The following is a 23,073-nucleotide window of genomic DNA, read 5'->3' on the forward strand; positions in this document are numbered from 1 at the left end:
TATATGCATAATTAAGGAAAGAGGTCATATAAAAAATGTGACCTCTTCTTTAATGTCAATTATGAATAGTAACTAACATTCATTAATCATTCATTCCATTCAGCAATTTTTTGATCTGATGGTAATGATAGGGTGAGGAACCCGATTAAAGGAAGTAACCCAGTGAACATCATCGTCTGGTTTATACCAACCCAGTCACTTAAATAACCTAATGCAATCGATCCAATTGCACCCATTCCAAATGCAAATCCAACTGTTAAGCCAGACATCATACCGATTTTACCAGGTACTAATTCTTGTGCATAGACAACTGTTACAGAAAAGCTAAGCATCAGTATAAAGCCTGTAAGTGCCAAAAATACAAACGCAATACTAGCTGGCACAAATGGAATGAGTATGGAAAATGGACAAGATAGGGCCAATGATAAAAATATAACTGTCTTACGTCCAAATTTATCTGCTAAAGGTCCTCCGAAGAAGGTACCAATAGCACCAGCTAATAAAAATACAAATAGCATTGTTTGTGCGCCGCTGATAGAGAATTCATAATTCTCAATTGCGTAAAAGGCATAAAAGTTTGTCATCCCAGAAACATACCAAGATCGGGCAAAAATAAGAATGAGCACAATAGCTAATGCTATTTTTACTGATTTAGTAAGTGGTTTATGTGCAGCTACCTTTTTCTTTGCCTTTTTATTAGCTGCTTGCAATCTTAGATTTTTAGCATACCAAATGGCAATATAGGCGAGAAAACAAACAGCTAAAAAAGCGGCAATAGTAAACCATAAAGCTCCTTTTTGTCCAAAAGGAACGAGTACCAAGGCGGTAATTAATGGGGCTAGCGATTGACCGCTATTTCCACCAACTTGATAAATGGATTGGGCTAATCCTCTTCTTGGACCAGCGGCCATGTAAGCAACTCTTGAGCCCTCAGGATGAAAAATAGCAGATCCTAATCCTATAAATATGACGGAAATGATAATCCATTCATACTTAGGCGCAAAAGCCAATCCAATGATACCGAATAAAGTAATGGTTAACCCAATGGGTAAGGCAAAAGGCATTGGTTTTTTGTCTGTCATGTTGCCAATAACAGGTTGAAGAACAGACGAAACAATATTTAATGCAAATGCAATCATCCCTAATTGGGTGAAACTTAGTCCCATTGATCTTTCTAAAATAGGGAACATTGCGGGGATTATCGCCTGAATGGCGTCATTTAGCAAATGACAAAGCCCAATAATAAATAAAATACGATAGCTAGTATTTCCTTGTTTAGGAAGGGCTTTAAGAGAAATAGCTTGGCTCATTGGAAGGACTCCTTTTATGTAATAATAATTCAATATACGAAATAATTATTGGAGTTAAATGAACAAAAATCAAGTCTTTCTTTAAAAAAATTGAAATATTCTAAAAGACATCCTTTTCAGTTACCATTTGTACTTCTATCCTCAAACATTAGTTGTATGTGAAATTACAACTATTTTTCATCCTTTTTTATTTCTTATTGCTTGAAAGACTACGTATGTTAGAACTTAGTCGAATCCTATGACATTTAGCTATCATATAAAAAACAAAAAGTAGGAAATGGAAAAAATATAGGTTAATTCCTTTTTTATTAGCCTTTCCAGCAGAAGGAAACATATCCATCTTATAAGGGAAGCAAATCTTTTATAAGGCTTCCCTTATGATTGATATGTTTATGAATCAAATGAATGAGAATCTAGCGGTAAAATGATCGTCACAACTGTACCGTTAGAAGCACTACTTTCGATTGTGATTTCTCCCTTATTTGCTTCGACAATCCTTTTGCATACAACAAGTCCAAGACCTGTACCATAATCTTTAGAAGTGTAAAAAGGTTCAAAGATTCTGTCCATCTCTTTCTTTGGTATACCTACTCCAGTATCCTTAATGGTGAGATAACAATGATGAGCGCTTGTTGTGAGAGATATAGACAAATATCCATTACTACTCATTGACTCAAGAGCATTTTTGGCGATATTTAAAAACACTTGCTTCATTTGATCTTTGTTGCAATATATTCCTACGGGTTCTTCTGGTAAAGAATCTTCATAGTGGATATTGGCTAAGTTGGCTTCAGATTTAATAAGTGGTTCTAGTTCACGTATAATGTCTTGTACATAAATATGTTCTTTCTTTTCAATTGTCGGTTTCCCAAGAATAAGAAACTCACTAACGATTTCATTGATACGACTGATTTCATTATTTATAATAGAGAAATAATACTGATCTTCTTCTTGTTTATGTTTCTCTGATAATAATTGGATCAAACCTTTCACACCAGTAAGTGGATTCCTGATTTCATGGGCTGTACTTGCAGCTAAATTTCCCACTAGCTCTAGTTTCTGTATTTCATTTTCTTTCTCAGCATTTTTGGCATGTTTTTTTAACATGAAATATTTTATAAAGAAAAAGAAAATATGAAGTAATATAAAAAGGGGAAAGAAGAAGATTGCTGTACGCTTAAGTAAATTACCGCTAGCGACATCTGAAACACTCACTTCAATATTCCAAGGCAGACGATCAATTGGTAAAGTATAAACTTGATCATTCTTACCTATACCACCATTCATATTCATTATTTGCTTACCACTAGAGTTCGTAATGGAGATGGAAGCATCAGGAGTAAGCATCCTCATAATATTTTGCATGTAATCTACTCTTAAATGTGCACCTACAATTCTTTCTAGTTGGAAATTAACATCGAGAATAGGGTTTGCAATCCCGATGACCTGTTGTTCAGGTGTTAATGTTTCCACTTCTTCGGATATAATTAAATCATTCGTGCGCATAATTTCTTGGATATACGGATCATTATTAAAGTCATGATCCTTTAATAATTCTGATGTTCCTGTTTCGAAGGTACCTGTTGCGTCAAGGAGAAACATGCTGCCATATCTCATGTCAGTTAATTGTGTGCTTCTTACTACTTCTCGAACAGTTTCCATATCATTTTGAGCGTCAATTGATAATGCTAAAATATCTAATGTGGTAACTGTTTCAGAGATGAATTGATCCCAGTTTTTTTGATGAATGGTTGCAATCCACTTTGCGTCATTTAATCTTTCTGTTTCATCACGGTCTGTTACATAATGATAAATAGTAAGCATTCCTAGAATAGACGGCATAATAACTATAATTACATATAGGAAAAAATTATTCTTTCTTTTCATTTTCTTTTTCTTCTCCATAAAATCGGATCCATGAGTATTTTTAGTAAAAATATAGAAATTGACAGTATGCTGTTCGTTACTTATAATTAGTTTGAATTCAATAATCTCTATTTTAAATTATTTTTAGGAGGATTGGAGACATGACAGAATCTAGCCAATCACTCAAACTATATATTGTGCTTTCAAGAGCGAATAGAGCGATTAATGAAATTGTTAATCGTAAAATTCAAACCTATGGATTAAATCCAACTGAATTTGCTGTACTAGAATTACTATATCATAAAGGTAATCAACCTTTACAGCAAATAGGTGGTAAAATTTTGCTTGCTAGTGGAAGTATTACGTATGTAGTTGACAAATTAGAAAGTAAAGGGTATTTGCGAAGAGTTGCATGCCCGAATGATCGAAGAGTGACTTATGCTGAAATATCGGAAGATGGTAAGGCGTTTATTGAAGACGTATTTCCAGGCCACGAAGAGTATATTCATGAATTAATGAGTGAATTAGATGCAGAAGAAAAAGAGACAGCTATAAAATTAATAAAAAAACTCGGGTTATCTATTAGTAATCGATAAAAACGGTTCATACAGAATCGTTTTTTTCTTTTATTATAGAGTTTTGAACTTTAGTGAAGTAATTCTATGTTAAAAGAAAATTGAAAATTTCTAATTAAATTTAATCATTGTTGGCCGCTACTTAAGTCCTGAGCATAATTTAATAATAAATATGCAGGATTTTATAATCTATTATAGAAAGAGTTAACTTGCTTAAAATTTTTTTCTTCATGAAAAACATACAAATTAGCGATTATTACTTGGAGGTGTAGGGAATGAAATTTCCTGAATATGAATACAAAAGGCCGCAAATGGACAAAGCAAAAGTTCAATTTGATGCTGCACTACTGGCATTTAAACAAGCAAAAACAGCTGAGGAACAAATAGAAGCGATGAAAAAGATTAATCGTATACGAAATAAATTGTATACGATGTTAAATTTGGTTATGATCAGGCATTCGATTGATACGAATGATGAATTTTATCAACAAGAACAAGATTATACAGATGAGATAGGCCCAGAGATAGAAGGACTTAGTACACAATTTTACGAAGCACTAGTGCAATCTAAGTTTCGCGAAGAGCTCGAAAACAAATGGGGCAAACAGTTATTTGCTTTAGCAGATAGTGAATTGAAAACTTTCAAGCCGGTAATTGTACCATTACTACAAAAGGAAAATAAACTGACAAGTGATTATAATAAGTTGATCGCTTCCGCAAAAATAAATTTTGATGGCAAAGAATTAACATTAGCGCAGCTAGATCCATACATAGAATCGAAAGACCGCCAACTAAGGAAAGAAGCGAGTGCGGCTAAGTTCCAATTTTTGGCGGATAACGAACATAAACTAGACCAAATCTATGATGACTTAGTTAAAATAAGAACAGAGATTGCTCATCAATTAGGGTATGAAAACTTTGTTGAACTAGGGTATTATCGAATGCTTAGAATTGGATATGATGCCAATATGGTTGCAAAGTTTAGAAAACAAGTGGAAGAGTTTATTGTCCCGATGGTCGCTAAATTAAAAGAAAGACAGCGCGTAAGAATTGACGTGGATTCATTAAAGTATTTTGATGAACCGTTTAATTTTCTTTCTGGCAATCCAATGCCTAAAGGCTCTTCCGATTGGATTATTAATAAAGGGCAAACGATGTATCAAGAACTTTCACCAGAGACAGGCGAATTTTTTGATTTCATGATTGATAATGAATTAATGGACTTACTCGCGAAGAAGGGGAAAGAAAGTGGAGGCTATTGTACATTTATTGAGGATTACCAAGCACCATTTATCTTCTCTAATTTTAATGGGACATCAGGGGATATTGATGTTTTAACACATGAAGCAGGTCACGCTTTTCAAGTTTACGCAAGCAAAGGTTTTGAGATTCCTGAATATATATGGCCAACACATGAAGCGGCAGAGATACATTCAATGAGTATGGAGTTTTTCACTTGGCCATGGATGGATACGTTTTTTAAAGAAGATGGAGACAAATATCGCTTTGCCCATTTAAGCAGTGCCCTAATTTTCTTGCCTTATGGCGTAGCTGTTGATGAATTTCAGCATTGGGTTTATGAAAACTATCAAGCTACTCCAGCGGAAAGAAAAGCAGCATGGAGAAAGATTGAGAAAAAGTATATGCCTTATAAAGATTATGAAGACAACGAGTATCTAGAAAGAGGCGGTTATTGGCAAAGACAGGGCCATATTTATAGCTCGCCATTTTATTATATAGATTACACGTTAGCGCAAATTTGTGCCTTTCAATTTTGGCAAAAATCACAAGAGAACCATGAAGAAGCTTGGAATGATTATCTTCATTTATGTAAACTTGGCGGTAGCCAATCATTTACAGGATTAGTATCTGAAGCAAATCTGATTTCTCCTTTTGAAGATGGTTGTGTAGAATCCGTTGTTGGATCAATTGAGAAGTGGCTGAATCAAGTCGATGATAAAAAACTTTAAAGAATGATGTGAAAAAAAGGAGAGGCAACAAACCTCTCCTTTTTTGATGAAATTATCCTTTTATCGAATGACAATCATATCTTCTTTTAAAACTGCGGTTAATTCGCTTTGTTCTTCCTCATCAATAATTTTGTCTGCAATCTTATCTTCTAATTGTTCCTGAATGACCCTTCTGAGAGGGCGGGCACCGAATGCAGGGTGATAACCTAATTGTGCCAATTTTGCTTTTACCTCATCTGTCACACTTAGGTGTATATTAGATTGTGCTAAGATTAAATTCAATTCTTCTAATAGTAAATCAGTGATAATAAGAAGATGCTCTTTGGTTAATGATTTAAATTCAACAATATTGTCAACTCTGTTTAGAAATTCAGGTTTAAAGAATTGTCCTAATGAGTCGAGTATACTTGCTTCATTCCAAGCGTTGTTATCCGTTGCAAAGCCGACTTGGACTTCTTTTGTTTGAACACCGGCGTTACTTGTCATAATAATAACGGTTTCGTTAAAGTGTACAGTCCTACCTTGACTATCTGTTAAGCGACCATCTTCAAGTATTTGTAGAAAAAGGTGCTGCACATCGGGATGTGCTTTTTCAATCTCATCTAATAGGATAATGCTATACGGATTTCTACGTACTTTCTCTGTTAATTGTCCTGCTTCTTCATGACCAACATATCCTGGAGGAGAACCAATAATTTTCGCTACACTATGTTTTTCCATATATTCACTCATATCAAGTCTTATCATAGATTCTTTTGTACCGAATAATTCTTCAGATAATGTTTTCGTTAATTCTGTTTTACCAACACCTGTTGGTCCGACAAATAAAAACGATCCGATAGGTCGATGTTTAGATTTAAGACCTGCACGACTTCTTCTAATAGCTTTTGCTACTTTTTCGACTGCTACTTCTTGGCCAATAACTTTACGGTTTAGATTTTCTTGTAAATGTTTCATCTTAGATTGTTCATCAGTCATTAATTTTCCGATTGGTATACCGGTTTTATCTTCAATGATTTTTTGGATATGTTCGACTTCTACTTTCGCTCTTTCTCTTGTGTTTGAACCAAGAGTTTTCTCCAATTCTGTTTCTTTATCTCTTAATTGAGCTGCTTCTTCATACCTTTCTTCTTTAAGCAACTGTTCTTTTTGCTTTGCTATTTCTTTTAAACGCAATTCAATATCCTCATCAGATGAAACACCTAATGTTAGGTTTAATTTTGAGCCAGCTTCATCCATAAGGTCAATTGCTTTATCTGGTAAGAAGCGGTCTTGAATATATCTTGACGATAGTTCTACACAAGCTGTGATGGCTTCCTCTGTATAAATAACATCATGGAAGCTTTCATAATTGTCTTTTAATCCTTTGAGGATATGTCTTGCTTCCTCTAAACTTGGTTCTTTGACGTGAACTGGTTGGAATCGTCTTTCTAATGCTGCATCTTTTTCTATTTTTCTATATTCAGAAAGAGTAGTTGCCCCAATTAATTGCATCTCACCACGTGCTAGTGCAGGTTTTAAAATATTGCTAGCATCCATTGATCCTTCAGCTGAACCCGCACCAACTAATAAATGGATTTCATCAATAAAAAGGATTATGTTTTTTCGTGTTTGTACTTCATTTATTAGTTGTTTCATTCTTTCTTCAAATTGACCTCTAATACCTGTATTCGAAACAAGGGAGGCCACATCTAACAAGTAAACTTCTTTATTGAGTAATTTCTTTGGTACATCACTATTAGCTATTTTTAGTGCAAACCCCTCAGCGATAGCTGTTTTCCCCACACCGGGTTCACCGATTAATACTGGATTGTTTTTACTTCGTCTATTTAGTATTTCAATTACTCGTGCTATTTCTTTATCTCGACCAATCACGGGATCAATGAGACCCGCTCTAGCCATTTGCGTTAAGTTTTTAGCGAATTGATCAATGAATCCACCACTACCACTTTGTTTTCTTTGAGATGGTTCATTCGGTTGTTGACTTTGATGATGAGCATTTTGCTCATTTGTCAATTGTTTAAAAAGATCATCGAATGGTATAAAACCTGAGAAACCATTCATCGTCGGACCAAAGGCAGGAAGAGATTGTTTTTCATTCTCGTAACAGCTTTGACAAAGACGAATGGTTGTCTCCTTACCATTAATCGCATATCTCATATTGACATTCGCTTCATTTTGTTTGCATGCTTGACATTTCATTAAAGTTTCCTCCTTTTGACTTTGACTAACTTTGACCTTATGAATACAGTATACTTTGACCTTATTTGACTTTCAAGTATTTTGATTATCTTTTTTATTAAAATTAGAAAAAAGGTATTCCGTAAGAAAAAGCTCGTCTTTGTTTGTCCTTCTTTACATATATTGTGGAGAAGGAGGAGATCGACTTGACGAAAATTAATTGGGGAGCTTCCTTTCAAATCGCAGCAGTTTATGTAGGGACTGTTGTTGGCGCAGGGTTTGCAACTGGGAGGGAAATCGTCGAATTCTTTTCGAGATTTGGTTTTATTGGTTTAATTGGGATTTTAATGAGTGGATATATATTTGTGTTTTTAGGATCAAAACTAATGATCATTGCTGCAAAAATAAATGCAAGATCTTTTCAAGAGTTAAATACACATTTGTTTGGAAAGCATTTTGGTTTAATTATCAATGGATTAATGCTCATCATGTTATTAGGTGTCTGTGCTGTTATGCTTTCAGGTGCAGGTGCTGTGTTTGAAGAACAACTAGGGTTATCTAAATCAATTGGTGTGGTATTTACAATTGCTTTATCAATTATAACAATGCTTGTAGGTATAAAAGGATTATTTGCCGTAAACGTTGTTGTCGTTCCTATGATGATCAGTTTTAGTTTCATCTTATTGTTTTTCTCTATTCAACAGCCTTTCTTTTTAGAAAATATTTTATATATTCCTTTTGCTGAGGATGGTTGGAAATCAGTTGTATCTCCATTTACGTATGCCGCATTTAATTTAATGTTAGCGCAAGCTGTGTTAGTTCCAGTTGCTTCGGATATTAAAGATATACATACGATTAAATGGGGAGGATATTTTGGTGGGATTGCACTAACAATGATTTTAGTTTCTAGTCATTTGTCATTGGTGAATATTCCTAATTTAGAAAGTTATGAAATCCCTATGGCAGCTATTATGAAGTCACTTGCGTCTTCAATATATTGGATATTCGTATTTGTTATTTATGGTGAAATATTTACTTCAGTAATTGGAAACGTTTTTGGAGTGGAAAGGCAAATTCGGCAATATTTTAATATTCCTACGGTTGTAACAGTGATTGGGATTTTTACCATCTGCTATTTCGGTTCATTCATTGAATATGGAGAACTGCTTTCCTATTTATATCCTTTATTTGGTTATATTAGTTTAACATTTATCATCTTATTATGGATGAAAAAAGAGACTGACAGCTAGGACAGTCTCTTTTTTTATTAATTTGTATGAATCGTTTTTGCCATTTCTATAAAAGCATCTTTATAGTTAGTATCTTCATTCTTATTAAATAAAGTCAGCTTTACTTGGGCTGAATCATTGTGGATAATAAATGCCGTTACTGTATCGGTTTCAGATGAAGCTTCCATCATAACAGCATCTTTGAAAAAGTCATCTTGAGGAAGAGAAGGATGCTCTACTTCTTCGTTAACAGATTGAAGTTGGATCATTGTATTCTCCTCAAGTTGTTTCATGTCTACTTCTTCAGGAAGTACCTCAATTCGCATAAACACCTCAGATTGATCATTTAAATGAAGGATATCTTTATTTGGTTCCTCTGCAGTTAAGGTGAAATCAGGTAAAACATGTAAAGAAAACGCTTGATTGTCACTTTCTTTAAGAAAAGCAGTTTCTTCTTTTGTTTCACCGTCTATTTCATATGATAAATTTTCCTCCATCACGCGAATTTCATTTTCACTTTTTTGGCTATCTTCTTTGTTTTCATTTTGATTTTGATCTTCATCTTCATCTACTTCTTCATTTGGTGGATTACTATTATTATTTTCACCATTGCCATTGTCTGTTTCTGTTGTTCCGCATGCTGCTAATAGAAAGATAGCTAAGGGAACAGTTAACAATTTTAAAAAGTTCTTCAAAACAAATTTCCTCCCTAAGTTACGTGATCAAAGCATTAGACGAGAAATGCTGCGTACTTGTTACAATTTTCCTCTAATAATTTTGGATGGAGCTAATAGCTAAGAAATAGTAAATATATGCTTACGACTATTTTACAAAATCTTTCTGGTTATACTAGAGGAAAGAATACAAAAAGGAGCAAGGAAAATATAATATGTGAAGTGATAAGTAAAACAATGCTTCTTTTCCAAAGGTAAATGGTTCCCCAATATAATCCTGCTATTAATGCTGCCAGTACCAGAGCCCATGAGCCTGAATAAAACTGTACAGAAGCAAAAAGAATAGAAGAGATGCCAACAGCAAGAAAACCATTGGTATAGTTCATTACCCTCTTTTGTACAAATCCACGCCAGAAAATTTCTTCACCTGGAGCGAAAAGAACTATTAATAACAAATACTGCCATATATTCTTAGCTCCATAATAACTATAGAGCTTTGCAACAGGTTCTGTGATCGAGAGGCCAATAAAACTTAATCCTGTATAACCTAACCAAAAAATGCCATATAGAAAAACCCCTGATAAAGTACCCCATAATAAGTTTTGGGTAAAGGTTTCTTGATGATCTAGTTCTATACTTATAATGGCAAAACTAATAAGAAATAACATGGTGGCACTAAAGATATACCAGAAGATTGATTTGTCCTCAAATGTGAAATACATTAGTACATGTGCAAGGACGATCCCGACAATTAAGCGAATGTCAGGTGAATTCTTACGCATTTCATATAACCCCTTTCATGCAAGCCAATCATTATTCTATCAAAAAAGCAGTAAAAAAAATATGATTATCTCATTTGAGGATTATATTTATGACGAATATATGTCAAAGAGAAAGAAAAGGTTGAGTATATAGGTAGAACTGGAGTAGAGAGATGGTATGGGTGATAACTATATATTCTGTCTGAAGGAACTAGATGTTAGCATCGCAACTTTCATTGATGTAGGAGTAGCAGAAACAAAAAAATCCAAACAAATCTGAATTCTTATGAAGGAATTCACTTTGTTCGGACTTTTCTTTTTAATGAAATGTCGATTATTTTATAGTTATTTCTCGGATTTATATTAATTTTCTTGGACAATTTTATAGTTTTTATGATTTACTACTGTCCTGTGTTCTAATTCTAAATCTCTGTAGTTTTCCATATAGCTCAAGTCAACGATGACGGAGTTCTCATTTACTTTTTCGACAATGCCTCTTAAGCCATCTCTAAATTCAATAATGTTTCCAACTTCAGCTTTTTTCACATAAATTGCCCCTTTTCTTTCCAAATTTTTTGTTAATAACCATTTTGCACTAAAACTGTTTATTCGTAAAGGAATTTACACTAATAATACGAAAAATACAAACCCTTTTGTGTGACGCGTCTACATTTTCCACCTTTGCTGTCATCCATAGTTCTTACGTTGATTTATAGATATAACCTAAATCTATTTGATTCTCTTTAAAAGAGCGCATTTTTTTTATAAAATAGAAGGAAGCAGAGGTGAATAATATGGATGCATCATCAATAGATGAAATCATAAACAAATTAAAGAACAAAGAGATTGAAGAGTACTATGTGAAAAAAGAAGATTTTTTAACTTTTCGCTCCGTCATTGTAAAAAGGGAAGATTTTAAATACATTAGAGGAATTGCACAAAGAGGTGGGGATGTTATTTATCAATATTTAACTGAACCTAGAAGTTAAAAAAGGTTTGTTTTTTATACATGTGATATAGTAAAAGAATCCTAAAAAATATGTTATTCTAATGGATATCTATATTACATATAAGAGTGATGAAAAAGGAGATCGATGAAAATGATAGAGAAAAAATTTATTGTAACTTCACCAACAGGAATTCATGCTAGACCAGCCACACAATTGGTGCAAACAGCGAGCAGATTTACTTCAGATATTCAATTAGAGTATAAAGAGAGAAAAGTAAATCTAAAATCGATTATGGGTGTAATGGCATTAGCAGCTGGCAAAGGTGCGGAAATTACTATTATCGTTGATGGTAACGATGAAGAGGCAGCTATTGAACAACTTGCTACAATGCTTAAAGAAGAAGGTCTTGCGGAATAATGGCTTTCTTACAAGGGATACCTGCATCAGAAGGAATCGCTATTGCAAAAGCTTTTCGCTTTGAGCCAATTGATGTGAAGATCGAGTGTAAAAAGGTCGAAAACAGTACGAGAGAAGTTAACCTTTTTTATGAAGCACTCGAAAAAACCGTTGATGAACTAAAGCAAATTAAAGAGCATGCGAGTACCGAGGCAGGAATTGAAAATGCTACAATTTTTGATGCACATCTTCTTGTTTTGAGGGATCCGGAATTAATTGAACCAGTGATAGATCGGATAATGAAGAAACAGTATAATGCAGAATTTGCTGTGAAAGAAATAACCGATCACTATATTCATTTATTATTACAAACTGAGAACGAGTATTTAAAAGAAAGAGCAGCAGACATTAAAGATGTTGCCAATCGATTGCAGGCACATCTTTTAGGGATACCTGTTTTTGACCCAGCCATGGTGACGGAAAATGTAATTATTGTATCCGAGGATTTAACACCATCAGACGCAGCACTTTTGAATCCTAGCAAAGTGAAAGGGGCAGTGACAAATGTGGGAGGTAAAACCTCTCACGCTGCCTTCATTGCCCAATCACTTAATATTCCCTCTGTTGTGGGTACAAAAACGGCCTTAGGTGATATCGAGAATGGTGATGTACTTGTCGTTGATGGGTATACTGGTATCGTTCATATTAACCCGACGCCTGAATTGATTGAAGAATATGAAAAGAAACAGGAACAGACTTTAAGAGATTTGTCCGAACTATCTTGGTTAGCAAAAGAAAGAACGATTTCACTCGATGAGCAATATTTCTCTATTGTTGGAAATATCGGTAGTATGGAGGAAGCAAAAGGGGTTATCGAGCATGGGGGAGAAGGAATCGGCTTATTTAGAACCGAGTTTCTTTTTATGGAAAAAAAGCAATTACCGACTGAGGAAGAACAATTTCACGTTTATAAATCGGTTCTAGAGTCTATGGATGGCAAACCGGTAGTTGTTCGAACTATTGATATCGGTGGCGATAAAGAACTGCCATATCTAAAATTATCAAAAGAAATGAACCCTTTTTTAGGCCTACGAGGAATACGCTTCTGTTTAGGTGAACAATCAATTCTACGGACACAGTTACGCGCATTAATAAGGGCAAGTGCGTTTGGAACATTAAAGATTATGTTTCCTATGGTTGCTGTAATTGAAGAGTTTAGACAAGGCAAGCTTATGTTCAAAGAAGAATGTGAGAAACTGATAGAAGAAGGGGTAGAGATTGGTCATATAGAACTTGGTATGATGGTCGAAATTCCAGCTACGGCACTAATGATTGAGGCATTTGCAAAGGAAGTTGACTTTATCAGTATTGGTACAAATGATCTCATTCAGTATACATTGGCTGCCGATCGATCTAATGAGCAGGTTTCGTATTTATATCAACCTTACCACCCTGCTATTTTACGACTCATCAAAAATGTCATTGATGCTGCCCATAAAGAAGGGAAATCCGTCAGTATTTGCGGTGATATGGCGGGCAATGAGGTCGCAATACCATTATTAGTGGGAATGGGCTTAGATGAGTTCTCTGTTCACTCAGCAGCCATTATTAAGACCAGAGCGCATATACGTAAGTTAAATAAGGCAGAGATTGAGAAAAAAATAGATATTCTCCTTAATTTGCCGAATGCTGTTGAAATTGAATCGGCACTAGAGAATTTTTTCTATAAAAAGTTATAAAAAATGGTTTAGGTTCTGACTGATGCGGGTAATTCTTAAATATGCACTTAAGAAAACCTTAAGTCAGCTAAATCATTCTCATTTTCCCCTTATTAGCTAGCCGATTGGCTAGCTTTTCTTTTGTTCTAAATATGGTGTATTAGGGTAATTATGTGAGGATATTTTTTATCTCGTTCAATAAGAGTATATGGTAGATAAAAAAACCGAACAAAGGTATTGTTCGGTTCAATAATTTTGCTAAAAACTTATTAGTTACAACGATTTTATTGATTTATTTCTTTTGAATTGTGATTGTCCAAGCTGCATCTCCAAGTTGTTCATAGTTGGTTACTTGGTGACCAGCTTCTGCAGCCCAGCGTGGAAGACTTTCAGTTGCTTGTGTACAATCAAATTGAATAATTAGTTCATCTCCTGATTGGATCGATTCAATTGCAGACTTTGCTTCCACTAATGGAAATGGACAAACTTGACCCATTACTTCTAATGTTTTTTGCATGTTTGTTTCCCCCTATACAGCTTGTTGTGATGTCGTACTTTGAGAAGCACGTCTTTTCTGTGGTCTAACATAGACAAAGTAGGCAGCGGTCCAAGTACCTAAAATAATAAATAAGAGACCGATCCATCCTTGCCATGTCATCATTGAAGTCATTACTAGTCCATTGCCTATTGAACAGCCACCGGCAAGGCTAGCTCCAAACCCCATCAATAATCCACCAATAAAACTATTTATACCTGTTTTTTTATCAGGCATTCTAAAACGAAATTCTTTGCTGACTTTGGCTGCGATAAATGATCCTATGAAGATTCCTAATACAAGAAACACTCCCCAGTTAATAAATGCAGCATCACCAATCACTAAATATTGTAGAATGTTAGCAGATGGTGTTGTAATGCCTAAACCAAACATTCTACCTGTAGCAGCGCTTAGTGGCCATGCAAGGAGAGCGATTAGCCCAACAAGAATTGCAGTGACAAATGGATGCCATCTTTTTTCAAACAATAAATGGCTAAGTCCAGTACGTTTAGGTTTTAAAGATGGTATCGCAATTTTTGGCTTTCTAAGCTCTCGATAAACAAGACCGCCAGTTATAAGTAATAAAGCGATAATGAAAATCCAGTTGCTTATACCAAATGTAGCAGCAATTGAGTTTTCCGGTAAAGTAATTGAACTTATTTCTGTATTTAAAGGTGCGAGTACGCCTGTTTTCATAACCGCAGCCATTACCATATAAGCGAACAGAGCAATCCAGCTACCTAGTAAACCTTCTCCCGCTCGATACCATGTACCAGTCGCACAACCACCTGCTAATACGATGCCGATACCAAATACAAAAGAACCAAAGATAACTCCTAACCAAGCGAAATTACCAGCAGTGAAATCGATGATTCCTAATTGAATAAGAGTAAACACGCCAATACTTTGCACGCAAATAGCAATGAGTAAGGCATAAAACATTCGATTATCTTTTGCGATGAACATATCACGGAAGCCCCCTGTTAAACAGAAGCGCCCACGTTGCATAACAAAGCCTAATAACGCACCGCAAATCAATCCAGTTATTAACATTTGTATCATATTTATCCCCTCTAATTCCGAGTAAACTTATAAGCCTTTACGAATTATGATGATAAAGGATAGACAGAAATATTGTCAAGGGTTTTTTAAATAAATGAAAATAGATGTATGAATAATTGTTGTTAAGTTTGACAATAACTGGATTAATCGTATCTGGAAGGGGAGTAGAAAATGTTGAGTCGTCGAATATTTATCGTATGCTTTCTCTTTTTTCTTAGTGGATGTACGAGTAATGATCAGCAATCAATTATTAATCATCACGCAGATGCTTTATTGACGAAAACAAATGAATTACAATTTAGATTTCAGTTAAATGATAAAGTGTTATTAGAAGAAGAAGCTTATGTCATTAAAGTCAATATTCATAATAAAGAACTAGCCTTAGCTTTAGGGGCAGATGAAATCTTTTATGGTAATGAAAACGGGCAAGCGGTAGAAGTGATTGAACCTGAAGGGAATAAAGATTTCTTCATCTATATGGAACCCATACCACTACAAAAAGATTTACATGTTTTTGACATTGAAAATATGATTGAGAATCAAGCAGTTTCTATCGAAATAATCAATAATGAGCATAGTGTGGCGAAGGGTTATTTAACTCATTTTTCTTCACAACTTTGATAAACCGTTATCTTTCAAATAGTAAATATAAATGATAGAATAATCAATATATTTATTTTGAAGGAGAGAGAGAATGAATAAAGAAGAGACGAAGATTGGTTTTATTGGTACAGGAGTGATGGGGAAGAGTATGGCTCTCCATTTGATTAAAGCAGGCTATACAGTCCTGGTCTATTCACGTACAAAAGAAAAAGCAGCTCAATTAATATCTCAAGGGGCTAGTTGGATTCATTCACCTAAAGAATTAGCCAAGCAAGCAAACATTGTTATTACTATGGTTGGCTATCCTGATGATGTGAAATCAATCTATCTAGGTGAAGAAGGATTAATTGAAAATGCAAATCCACATACTTATTTAATCGATATGACAACGTCAACGCCTACTCTTGCGAAAGAAATTGCTGAAAGGGCAAAACAAAAAGAGATTTATGCAATTGATGCGCCTGTTTCAGGTGGAGATATAGGTGCTAAAAGTGGAAAATTGTCTATTATGGTGGGTGGTGAAGCTACTGCCTATCAGGCAATTTTACCAATTCTAAAATATATGGGCGAAAACATTGTCTATCAAGGAGTTGCTGGAGCTGGACAACATACAAAAATGGCCAATCAAATAGCAATAGCCTCGAATATGATCGGTGTTTGTGAGGCGATTATTTATGCAGAAAAAGCAGGATTAAATAGTGAGAACGTATTAAAAAGTATCACTAGTGGGGCAGCTGGGAGCTGGTCACTTTCTAATCTTGTCCCACGAATGATTTCTGGTGATTTCTCTCCAGGTTTTTATATAAAACACTTTATTAAAGATATGACAATTGCCTTAGATGAAGCGGAAAAAATGGGAATGGAAACACCTGGCCTAAGGTTAGCGCGAGAAATGTATGAAAAATTAGCTGCTGAAGGAGAAGGGGATAGTGGAACACAGGCATTATATAAATATTGGGAAAGATAGTTTTTTATAAAAAGAAAAGCTTTGTCGGCAGGAAGTGGGCCGACAAAGCTTTTTTATTGTTTTTCAAGAAAAGAAGCTAATCGATTTAAACCCTCTTCCAATGTAGTCATTGAATAGGCAAAAGATAATCTAAAATAACCTTCCCCGTAAGAGGAGAAAGCACTGCCAGGCACGACAGCGACACCTGATTGCTTCACTAATTGTAAACAAAAATCGAATGAGGATATTTGTTTCGATGGAATTTTTACAAAAAAGTAAAACGCTCCGTTCGGTTTAACCACCTCAAGATTCATCGCTTTTAGGCGCTGAAAAACATAATCCCGTCTTTTCTTATATTCTTCCTTCATGGGGAGAGCATCATCTATCCCTTTTGTTAATGCTTGTAGCGCAGCCATTTGCGAGATAGATGAGGCGCAAGTCACATTATATTGATGAACTTTTAAGATATGCTTAGCTATTTTCTCTGGAGCAAATAATAACCCGATTCGCCATCCAGTCATGGCATGTGATTTTGATAAGCCGTTAATGACAATGGTTTGCTCTTTTAATATTGAGCCAATGGAGAAATGTTGCGAATCAAAGCTTAACTCACTATAAATTTCATCTGCAACAATAAAAATATCTTTTCCTCTTATTAGATGCGCAATCTCTTCGATTTCACCTTTAGATAAACTGACACCAGTTGGATTTGATGGGTAAGGTAAAATAATTGCTCTTGTGTTTTCATTGATAAGAGGAAGTATGACGCTTGCTGTCATTTTGAATTGATTTTTTGTTATATCTGCATAGACGGGTGTTGCCCCGCAGAGGCGAATAATAGGCTCATAGCCGGGATAAACCGGGCCAGGAAGAATAACCTCACAATTTTCATCTAATATTGTTCTTAAAGTAATATCTATTGCTTCACTAGCTCCTGAAGTAACAATCACTTCAGTTGATTCATCATAATCTAACTGATATTTTTCTTTAACAAAATTAGTTGCTGCTGCTCTTAATTTCAAATCGCCCGCATTATGTGTATACGATGTATAATCTTCATCAATCGCTAATTTAGCTGCTTCTTTTACATGTGTGGGTGTGGAAAAATCAGGTTGTCCGATAGTCAAAGAAATCATATCTTTTGTATCTGAGACCATATTAAAGAATTTTCTAATACCCGAAATTTCAATGGATTTAACTTTTGGATTAACTAAATGTTCCAATGGATTCACCTCAAATTAAAAATAATGAGAACGGTTCAAACATATTTATATGTAGTGTAGTTATACAAACCATTTGCGAAAAAAGATTTATTTTAATTGATTTTGTTGTCTTTCTACATTGATTCTTTTCCGAATACATGGTTTTATCTCTTTATTGTACAAAAGTTTTCCTATAGGATAAACCTTTTTCTTATGTAGCTTTATTTACAATTTCTTAACTGCTAATAAATAAGGTTTTAGAAAAAAGAGATAAAATAAATTCTAAAAAATGGTATGATGAAAGAAAAAATTACCTAATTTTAATTTGCAAATGTAGAGGGGAGAATGAGAGTGGAAATAGAAAGAGGATTAAAAAAGAAAAAAGGAAATCAATCGTGGAAGGCATATTTAACCTTACCCATTATTTCATGGGCATTATATGATTTTGCCAATACGATTTTTTCCTCCAATATTAATACCATTTTTTGGCCATTTTATATGCAGGAAATTATCGGGAATAATGAAGTACAAGAACAATTAGCGAATACTTTTATTGCTTACGCGAATTCAATAGCCAGTTTTTTATTGGTGATTTTTAGCCCATTGTTTGGTGTCCTCATTGACAGAACAGGGAGAAAGAAAAAATATATCGTTATCTTTACCTTGTTATCTGTAAGCTTTACCATTTTAATGGGCATATTTGCAGAGGTAAATTTGACAAGTACCATCATGGGTGTTCCTTTGTATTTAGCCCTCGTAATAGTCTCATTTATTATAGCGAAGTTTTTCTTTCATTCAAGTCTTGTTTTCTATGACACGATGATAGCTGATTTAGGGAAAAAAGAAGATGTTCCTCTTATATCTGGATTTGGTGTTGCTATAGGATATTTAGGTACATTACTAGGGTTAACTGTATATTTATATGTAGGAAACAGTGATTTCCATCATGCTTTTATTCCAACTGCCATTTTATTTTTATTATTTTCATTACCTTTATTCTTTTTTATAAAAGATAATCCGAAAAAAGTACAGGTCGAAAACAAAGCTTCTTTCTTGTCAGGATATAAGGAGATTTATAAAACTTTTAAAGAAATAAAATCACATCGGGTAATTTTTACATTTATGATTGCTTACTTTTTCTTAAATGATGCCTTAGCAACAACAATCGCAATGATGGCACCTTATGCGAGCACCATTGTTGGCTTTTCTGCAGGAGAATTTATCCTACTGTATTTAGTTTCAACTGTATCAAGTATTATTGGCTCTTTTATTTTCGGTTATATTACCAAATCAGTTGGTGCTTATCGGGCCATTAGATATGTGAGTCTGCTCCTATTAGTTGCTTTAATAATCGGTACTTTTGCCGTTAATGCCTGGATGTTCTGGATAGCTGGTAGTATGTTTGGAATCGCTCTAGGATCCATGTGGGTAACATCGAGAACTTATATTGTCGAACTTACACCAGAAGATAAGAGAGGCCAGTTTTTTGGATTATTCGCGTTTTCCGGCAAAGTCTCATCGATTATTGGCCCGTTTATTTTCGGAACGATTACGTATCTGCTTGCTTCTCACGGTAGTATAGCTAGTAGGTTTGGGATGGGCTCCTTAATCGTCTTAACGCTAGTGGGATTATTCTTCTTAAATAGGATTAAGCCTGAAGAGAACTAAAAATCTACTTCTTCTTATCTATACTTATTGTTTTTAGCCGATATAAGCTAAGGGTAAGAAAAAGATTGAGAGGAAGACGTTTATATGATTTCAGAGAGACAATCAGTTGTAGAAAGCGGCATGAATGAACTAGAAATAATTGAATTCAAAGTAAATAATCAACATTATGGAATGAATGTTTATAAGGTGAAAGAAATTGTTGCACCATTGGCGATTACGCCTATTCCACATGCCCATCCATTTATTTTAGGGATTACACAACTAAGAGGTGAAGTTTTGCCCGTTATTAGCTTAAGAAATGCATTGGTTTCCAATCAAGACTCGTATACACAAATTGTTAAAGATGACAGTAGTTTTCTCATTGTAGAGTTTAATAAGCAAAAGGTAATATTTCACGTAGATGAAGTAAGGCAGATTCATCGTCTGTCATGGGATCAAATTGAAAAACCTGATGATATTTATAATAATGATAATAGTTATACACTTGGCGTAGTAAAACAATCAGAAAATATGATTCTAATGCTTGATTTTGAAAAAATCCTGACTGATATCAATCCCAATATTGGTTTCTCCAAAGATGATTTACAAGCGGATATTGCTGGTGATAAAAAGAATGCGAGAATTGTTATTGCTGAAGATTCCCCAATGCTACGCAGTATATTAAAAGAAACATTAAATAAGGCTGGCTTTCAGCAGTTACTTTTCTTTGAAAATGGAGAAGAATGTTATAACCATTTAGCATCTGATAAAAATAAAGTCGATCTTGTTATTACTGATATTGAAATGCCATTAATGAATGGTCATTTTCTGACAAAATATATTAAGCAAGATAGTAAACGGCAATCCACACCTGTAGTTATTTTTTCATCGCTTATTACGGAAGATCTTCTACATCAGGGAAAGAAGGTTGGTGCAGATGCACAAGTAAGTAAGCCTGATATCCAAAACCTTGTAAACGTCATTTTAGAGTTATTGTAAATAAAGTGACAGGTGCACATTATTGCTTGGCATTTTCTCATTTACTTGTTTGTTTAAGCTTAGAATTTAATTAGATTCCATTTTTATCTCTAGTAGAATTGGATTTTCTCCAATATAAAAACCGAACCATTTGCTGTGACCTCACGTAAGTAGACAGGTTAAGATATCTGAATACTTACGGGAGAGCGCCAATTGGTTCGGGTTTTTTGGTGTATAGCTTTGTTTAGGTAGAATAAACTAGACTTCAATCACTTCATTTTTATTTAAAAAGGTAAGGTACTATTTTAGAAGTAGGATTCCCCTAGTTTTTTAAATACAGGTTTTTCATATTTATTTGATTTACGATTATTTGGATGATGTTGGCCTTCTTTTAAACCGGTATAAGTCATGAGTAGCTTTTTGGCTTGGCTTAAAGAAATAGAGGAGCGTGGATTTCTTACTGACGAGTCCAGGTTTCCTAAATGGGGCAACGCTGTAAAATCCATTTTTGAAGGTGGTAAGTGAAAGGTGTAGGCACCACACTTAATTAATACGTCTGATTGTTGTTGGCTATTTTTTGGGTTTCGTGAATAATGTAGACCAATCTTTTTTGCTTTACCCTCCTTCAGAAGTTTTTGTAGCGAATCATGTTTCACTTTATATAAAAACTTCGGATTTGGAGCCGTTTTGGCGTGACGGTTAACGGTGAAGATTGCTTGTGAGAGGTTTTCTACCGTTGGTTTTAACTGAGGGTGGTGCTCATTGCTTGCAGAGTTCAATTGAAGTACTCCTTTCATATTTTAGAAAAAATTAAATTATTAGTATACATTATACCCCTTTTTAAGGAAATACAAAAGGGTAAGTTCAAATACGCTATAATTTATTAAGTAATAACGACTGAAGTTCCATTGGGAACTAAACTAGCTAATTCAAGCACATCACTATTATGCATTCTAATACATCCTTTCGAAACAGCTTTACCTATTGAACTCGGGTCGTTTGTGCCGTGAATGCCGTATCCCTTCTTAGAGAGTGATAGCCATAATGCCCCAAAAGGACCTCCAGGGTTTGGTTCACGGTTAACGATAACGAATTGACCTACAGGTGTAGTTGTTAACATCTTACCAACTGCAATCGGATATGTTTTCACTAATTGTCTGTTTTTGTATAAGGAAAGCGTTCTTTTTTCTTTGGATACAACAATAGAATAGGGAATATCTGATGAATTAGGGAGTCCAGGAATTATTATTTGTTGCCCGATATAAATAACTGATGGATTAACAATAGCAGGGTTTGCTAATAGTAATTGGTGATAGGGTATACGGTAATTTGCAGCAATCAGCTGCATCGATTCTCCAGGTTGAACAATATGATACATTTCCGATCCATCCTTTCTAGAGAAGGGTACCATATATATATGATAGGAGAAGTTGTAACATACATTTTTTTAAATGAATAGGAATGTGGTGGATTATTTTTAAGGTGAGCTTTCATTTTAATGAATAACTCACCCAATATAATAAAAAAAACGATGTTATTGACTTTTCAAAGTAAAGATTGTTAGTTCGGGCCGACAGAGAAAACGAAAAGGTAGTCTTGTTGTCCCAATTCCTCTATTAACGTATAATTTAAGTGGTTTTTCATCCCCTACATCATAAAAACCTTCATAATAAACTTCTCCAAAGGGTGGCTTTACCAGTGCACCAATGAAGGGGATTTGAATTTGTCCACCGTGACTATGGCCGCTAAATTGAAAGTCTACATGATATTGACTTGCTTCATCAGCTAAGTCAGGGGCATGTGATAGAAATATATGATACCCGTCATTAGGTATGTCCGCAAAAGTAGTTTGGAAATTTGGTTTACCGAGCATCGCATCATCAATGCCTGAAATATATATGCTCTCATTATTAATGGTTACTTTTTTACTCTCGTTAAGTAAAACCTCAAATCCCGACTCTTCCATTATCTCTCTGTAAATATCAGAACCATATCCACCGTGATCATGATTGCCATAGATAGCAAATTTACCAATCGATGCATGAAGTTTTGATAATATGGGACTAATTTGATTGATGTAAGGATACTCATTAGGTTTGTCCATTAAATCTCCAGTGAAGAGAATTAAATCAGGCTGGAATGAGTTAATTTTATTCATTAATTTTTTGAGTTCATTTAAGTCATAATGAAAGCCTAAATGTGTATCACTGAATTGTACAACTTTTAAATTATGAAAAGAGTGGGGTAATTGAGGTTTGATGATGTTATGATGAATTACTTGTAAATATTTCGGCTCAATATCACGTGCATAAAAAAAGCCACCAGTACCGATAGCGGCTAGAGCTACGAAAGATCCCATACTTTTTTTAAAAAAACTTCTCCGAGTCATTTTATCTGCCATTACATTATACCAACCAATCTCTTTAATATACTCTCTCATACTATCAAATATATGAACGAAAAAACAGCA

The 23,073-nt window shown here is 34.5% G+C and carries 22 protein-coding genes; 10 read left to right on the forward strand and 12 right to left on the reverse strand.

Features of this window, described 5'->3' with window-relative positions; translation table 11 throughout:
- Positions 1-86 precede the first annotated feature (86 nt).
- Positions 87-1,310, reverse strand: a complete 1,224-nt coding sequence (locus MKX83_RS09520; RefSeq protein ID WP_095369718.1) for an MFS transporter — start codon at positions 1,308-1,310, stop codon at positions 87-89.
- Positions 1,311-1,700: 390 nt separating this feature from the next.
- Positions 1,701-3,197 carry an ATP-binding protein gene (locus MKX83_RS09525; protein ID WP_328197224.1) on the reverse strand — a complete coding sequence of 499 codons (1,497 nt, stop codon included), beginning with the start codon at positions 3,195-3,197 and terminating at the stop codon, positions 1,701-1,703.
- A 140-nt stretch (positions 3,198-3,337) separates the two neighbouring features.
- Here MKX83_RS09525 and MKX83_RS09530 point away from each other — a divergent pair, with 140 nt between their 5' ends.
- Positions 3,338-3,772, forward strand: a complete 435-nt coding sequence (locus MKX83_RS09530; RefSeq protein WP_095369716.1) for a MarR family winged helix-turn-helix transcriptional regulator — start codon at positions 3,338-3,340, stop codon at positions 3,770-3,772.
- 254 nt (positions 3,773-4,026) lie between these two features.
- Positions 4,027-5,721 (forward strand): M3 family oligoendopeptidase, encoded by a 1,695-nt coding sequence (locus MKX83_RS09535; protein WP_095369715.1) that lies wholly within the window; start codon positions 4,027-4,029, stop codon positions 5,719-5,721.
- Between the two features lie 60 nt (positions 5,722-5,781).
- Here the strand turns inward: MKX83_RS09535 and MKX83_RS09540 are convergent, their stop codons facing one another.
- Positions 5,782-7,923: an ATP-dependent Clp protease ATP-binding subunit gene (locus tag MKX83_RS09540; RefSeq protein WP_341055195.1), complete on the reverse strand. Its 2,142-nt coding sequence runs from the start codon at positions 7,921-7,923 to the stop codon at positions 5,782-5,784.
- A 185-nt stretch (positions 7,924-8,108) separates the two neighbouring features.
- Here MKX83_RS09540 and MKX83_RS09545 point away from each other — a divergent pair, with 185 nt between their 5' ends.
- The gene (locus MKX83_RS09545; RefSeq protein WP_233435265.1) at positions 8,109-9,152 is read left to right on the forward strand and encodes a YkvI family membrane protein; all 1,044 of its coding nucleotides are present in this window, start codon (positions 8,109-8,111) and stop codon (positions 9,150-9,152) included.
- 17 nt (positions 9,153-9,169) lie between these two features.
- Here the strand turns inward: MKX83_RS09545 and MKX83_RS09550 are convergent, their stop codons facing one another.
- The 3 genes from MKX83_RS09550 to MKX83_RS09560 all read right to left on the reverse strand — a co-directional run bounded on the left by MKX83_RS09550 (position 9,170) and on the right by MKX83_RS09560 (position 11,112).
- Positions 9,170-9,826 carry a hypothetical protein gene (locus tag MKX83_RS09550; RefSeq protein ID WP_307314705.1) on the reverse strand — a complete coding sequence of 219 codons (657 nt, stop codon included), beginning with the start codon at positions 9,824-9,826 and terminating at the stop codon, positions 9,170-9,172.
- A 149-nt stretch (positions 9,827-9,975) separates the two neighbouring features.
- A complete protein-coding gene (locus MKX83_RS09555) occupies positions 9,976-10,587 on the reverse strand; it encodes a CPBP family intramembrane glutamic endopeptidase (protein ID WP_307314702.1) in 612 nt (203 codons plus the stop codon).
- 342 nt (positions 10,588-10,929) lie between these two features.
- A complete protein-coding gene (locus MKX83_RS09560) occupies positions 10,930-11,112 on the reverse strand; it encodes a YkvS family protein (protein ID WP_095369711.1) in 183 nt (60 codons plus the stop codon).
- A 248-nt stretch (positions 11,113-11,360) separates the two neighbouring features.
- On the opposite strand from MKX83_RS09560, the gene MKX83_RS09565 reads away from it, so the two are divergent.
- The 3 genes from MKX83_RS09565 to ptsP all read left to right on the forward strand — a co-directional run bounded on the left by MKX83_RS09565 (position 11,361) and on the right by ptsP (position 13,651).
- Positions 11,361-11,555, forward strand: coding sequence for a hypothetical protein (locus MKX83_RS09565; RefSeq protein ID WP_307314814.1), 195 nt, complete (start codon positions 11,361-11,363; stop codon positions 11,553-11,555).
- 111 nt (positions 11,556-11,666) lie between these two features.
- Positions 11,667-11,933, forward strand: coding sequence for a phosphocarrier protein HPr (locus MKX83_RS09570; RefSeq protein ID WP_095369710.1), 267 nt, complete (start codon positions 11,667-11,669; stop codon positions 11,931-11,933).
- Complete coding sequence (gene ptsP / locus MKX83_RS09575) at positions 11,933-13,651, forward strand: phosphoenolpyruvate--protein phosphotransferase (RefSeq protein WP_445293160.1); 1,719 nt, start codon at positions 11,933-11,935, stop codon at positions 13,649-13,651. The genes MKX83_RS09570 and ptsP overlap by 1 nt, the downstream gene beginning before the upstream one ends.
- 271 nt (positions 13,652-13,922) lie before the next feature.
- On the opposite strand, the gene MKX83_RS09580 is transcribed toward ptsP, so the two are convergent.
- Entirely contained in the window at positions 13,923-14,147 is a 225-nt protein-coding gene (locus tag MKX83_RS09580) for a sulfurtransferase TusA family protein (RefSeq protein ID WP_095369708.1), read from the reverse strand.
- A 12-nt stretch (positions 14,148-14,159) separates the two neighbouring features.
- Complete coding sequence (locus MKX83_RS09585) at positions 14,160-15,227, reverse strand: YeeE/YedE family protein (protein ID WP_341055198.1); 1,068 nt, start codon at positions 15,225-15,227, stop codon at positions 14,160-14,162.
- Positions 15,228-15,398: 171 nt separating this feature from the next.
- Here MKX83_RS09585 and MKX83_RS09590 point away from each other — a divergent pair, with 171 nt between their 5' ends.
- Both MKX83_RS09590 and MKX83_RS09595 read left to right on the forward strand, forming a co-directional pair.
- Positions 15,399-15,848: a hypothetical protein gene (locus tag MKX83_RS09590; protein ID WP_341055200.1), complete on the forward strand. Its 450-nt coding sequence runs from the start codon at positions 15,399-15,401 to the stop codon at positions 15,846-15,848.
- Between the two features lie 73 nt (positions 15,849-15,921).
- Positions 15,922-16,797, forward strand: coding sequence for an NAD(P)-dependent oxidoreductase (locus MKX83_RS09595; RefSeq protein WP_307314695.1), 876 nt, complete (start codon positions 15,922-15,924; stop codon positions 16,795-16,797).
- A 53-nt stretch (positions 16,798-16,850) separates the two neighbouring features.
- Here MKX83_RS09595 and MKX83_RS09600 read toward each other — a convergent pair whose 3' ends face one another.
- Positions 16,851-17,999, reverse strand: a complete 1,149-nt coding sequence (locus tag MKX83_RS09600) for an aminotransferase A (protein WP_322909196.1) — start codon at positions 17,997-17,999, stop codon at positions 16,851-16,853.
- Between the two features lie 330 nt (positions 18,000-18,329).
- Here MKX83_RS09600 and MKX83_RS09605 point away from each other — a divergent pair, with 330 nt between their 5' ends.
- Together MKX83_RS09605 and MKX83_RS09610 are read left to right on the forward strand one after the other, a co-directional pair.
- The gene (locus MKX83_RS09605) at positions 18,330-19,646 is read left to right on the forward strand and encodes an MFS transporter (protein WP_095369703.1); all 1,317 of its coding nucleotides are present in this window, start codon (positions 18,330-18,332) and stop codon (positions 19,644-19,646) included.
- A gap of 84 nt (positions 19,647-19,730) precedes the next feature.
- Entirely contained in the window at positions 19,731-20,624 is an 894-nt protein-coding gene (locus tag MKX83_RS09610; protein WP_095369702.1) for a chemotaxis protein CheV, read from the forward strand.
- Between the two features lie 284 nt (positions 20,625-20,908).
- Here MKX83_RS09610 and MKX83_RS09615 read toward each other — a convergent pair whose 3' ends face one another.
- The 3 genes from MKX83_RS09615 to MKX83_RS09625 all read right to left on the reverse strand — a co-directional run bounded on the left by MKX83_RS09615 (position 20,909) and on the right by MKX83_RS09625 (position 23,004).
- A complete protein-coding gene (locus MKX83_RS09615) occupies positions 20,909-21,400 on the reverse strand; it encodes a YkyB family protein (RefSeq protein WP_180316977.1) in 492 nt (163 codons plus the stop codon).
- Between the two features lie 86 nt (positions 21,401-21,486).
- Positions 21,487-21,981 carry a L,D-transpeptidase family protein gene (locus tag MKX83_RS09620; protein WP_307314687.1) on the reverse strand — a complete coding sequence of 165 codons (495 nt, stop codon included), beginning with the start codon at positions 21,979-21,981 and terminating at the stop codon, positions 21,487-21,489.
- A 156-nt stretch (positions 21,982-22,137) separates the two neighbouring features.
- Positions 22,138-23,004 (reverse strand): metallophosphoesterase, encoded by an 867-nt coding sequence (locus tag MKX83_RS09625; RefSeq protein WP_445293182.1) that lies wholly within the window; start codon positions 23,002-23,004, stop codon positions 22,138-22,140.
- Positions 23,005-23,073: the final 69 nt, after the last annotated feature.

The sequence above is a fragment of the Cytobacillus sp. FSL M8-0252 genome (assembly GCF_038007345.1).
GTDB classification, from domain to species: Bacteria; Bacillota; Bacilli; order Bacillales; family Cytobacillaceae; genus Cytobacillus; species Cytobacillus kochii.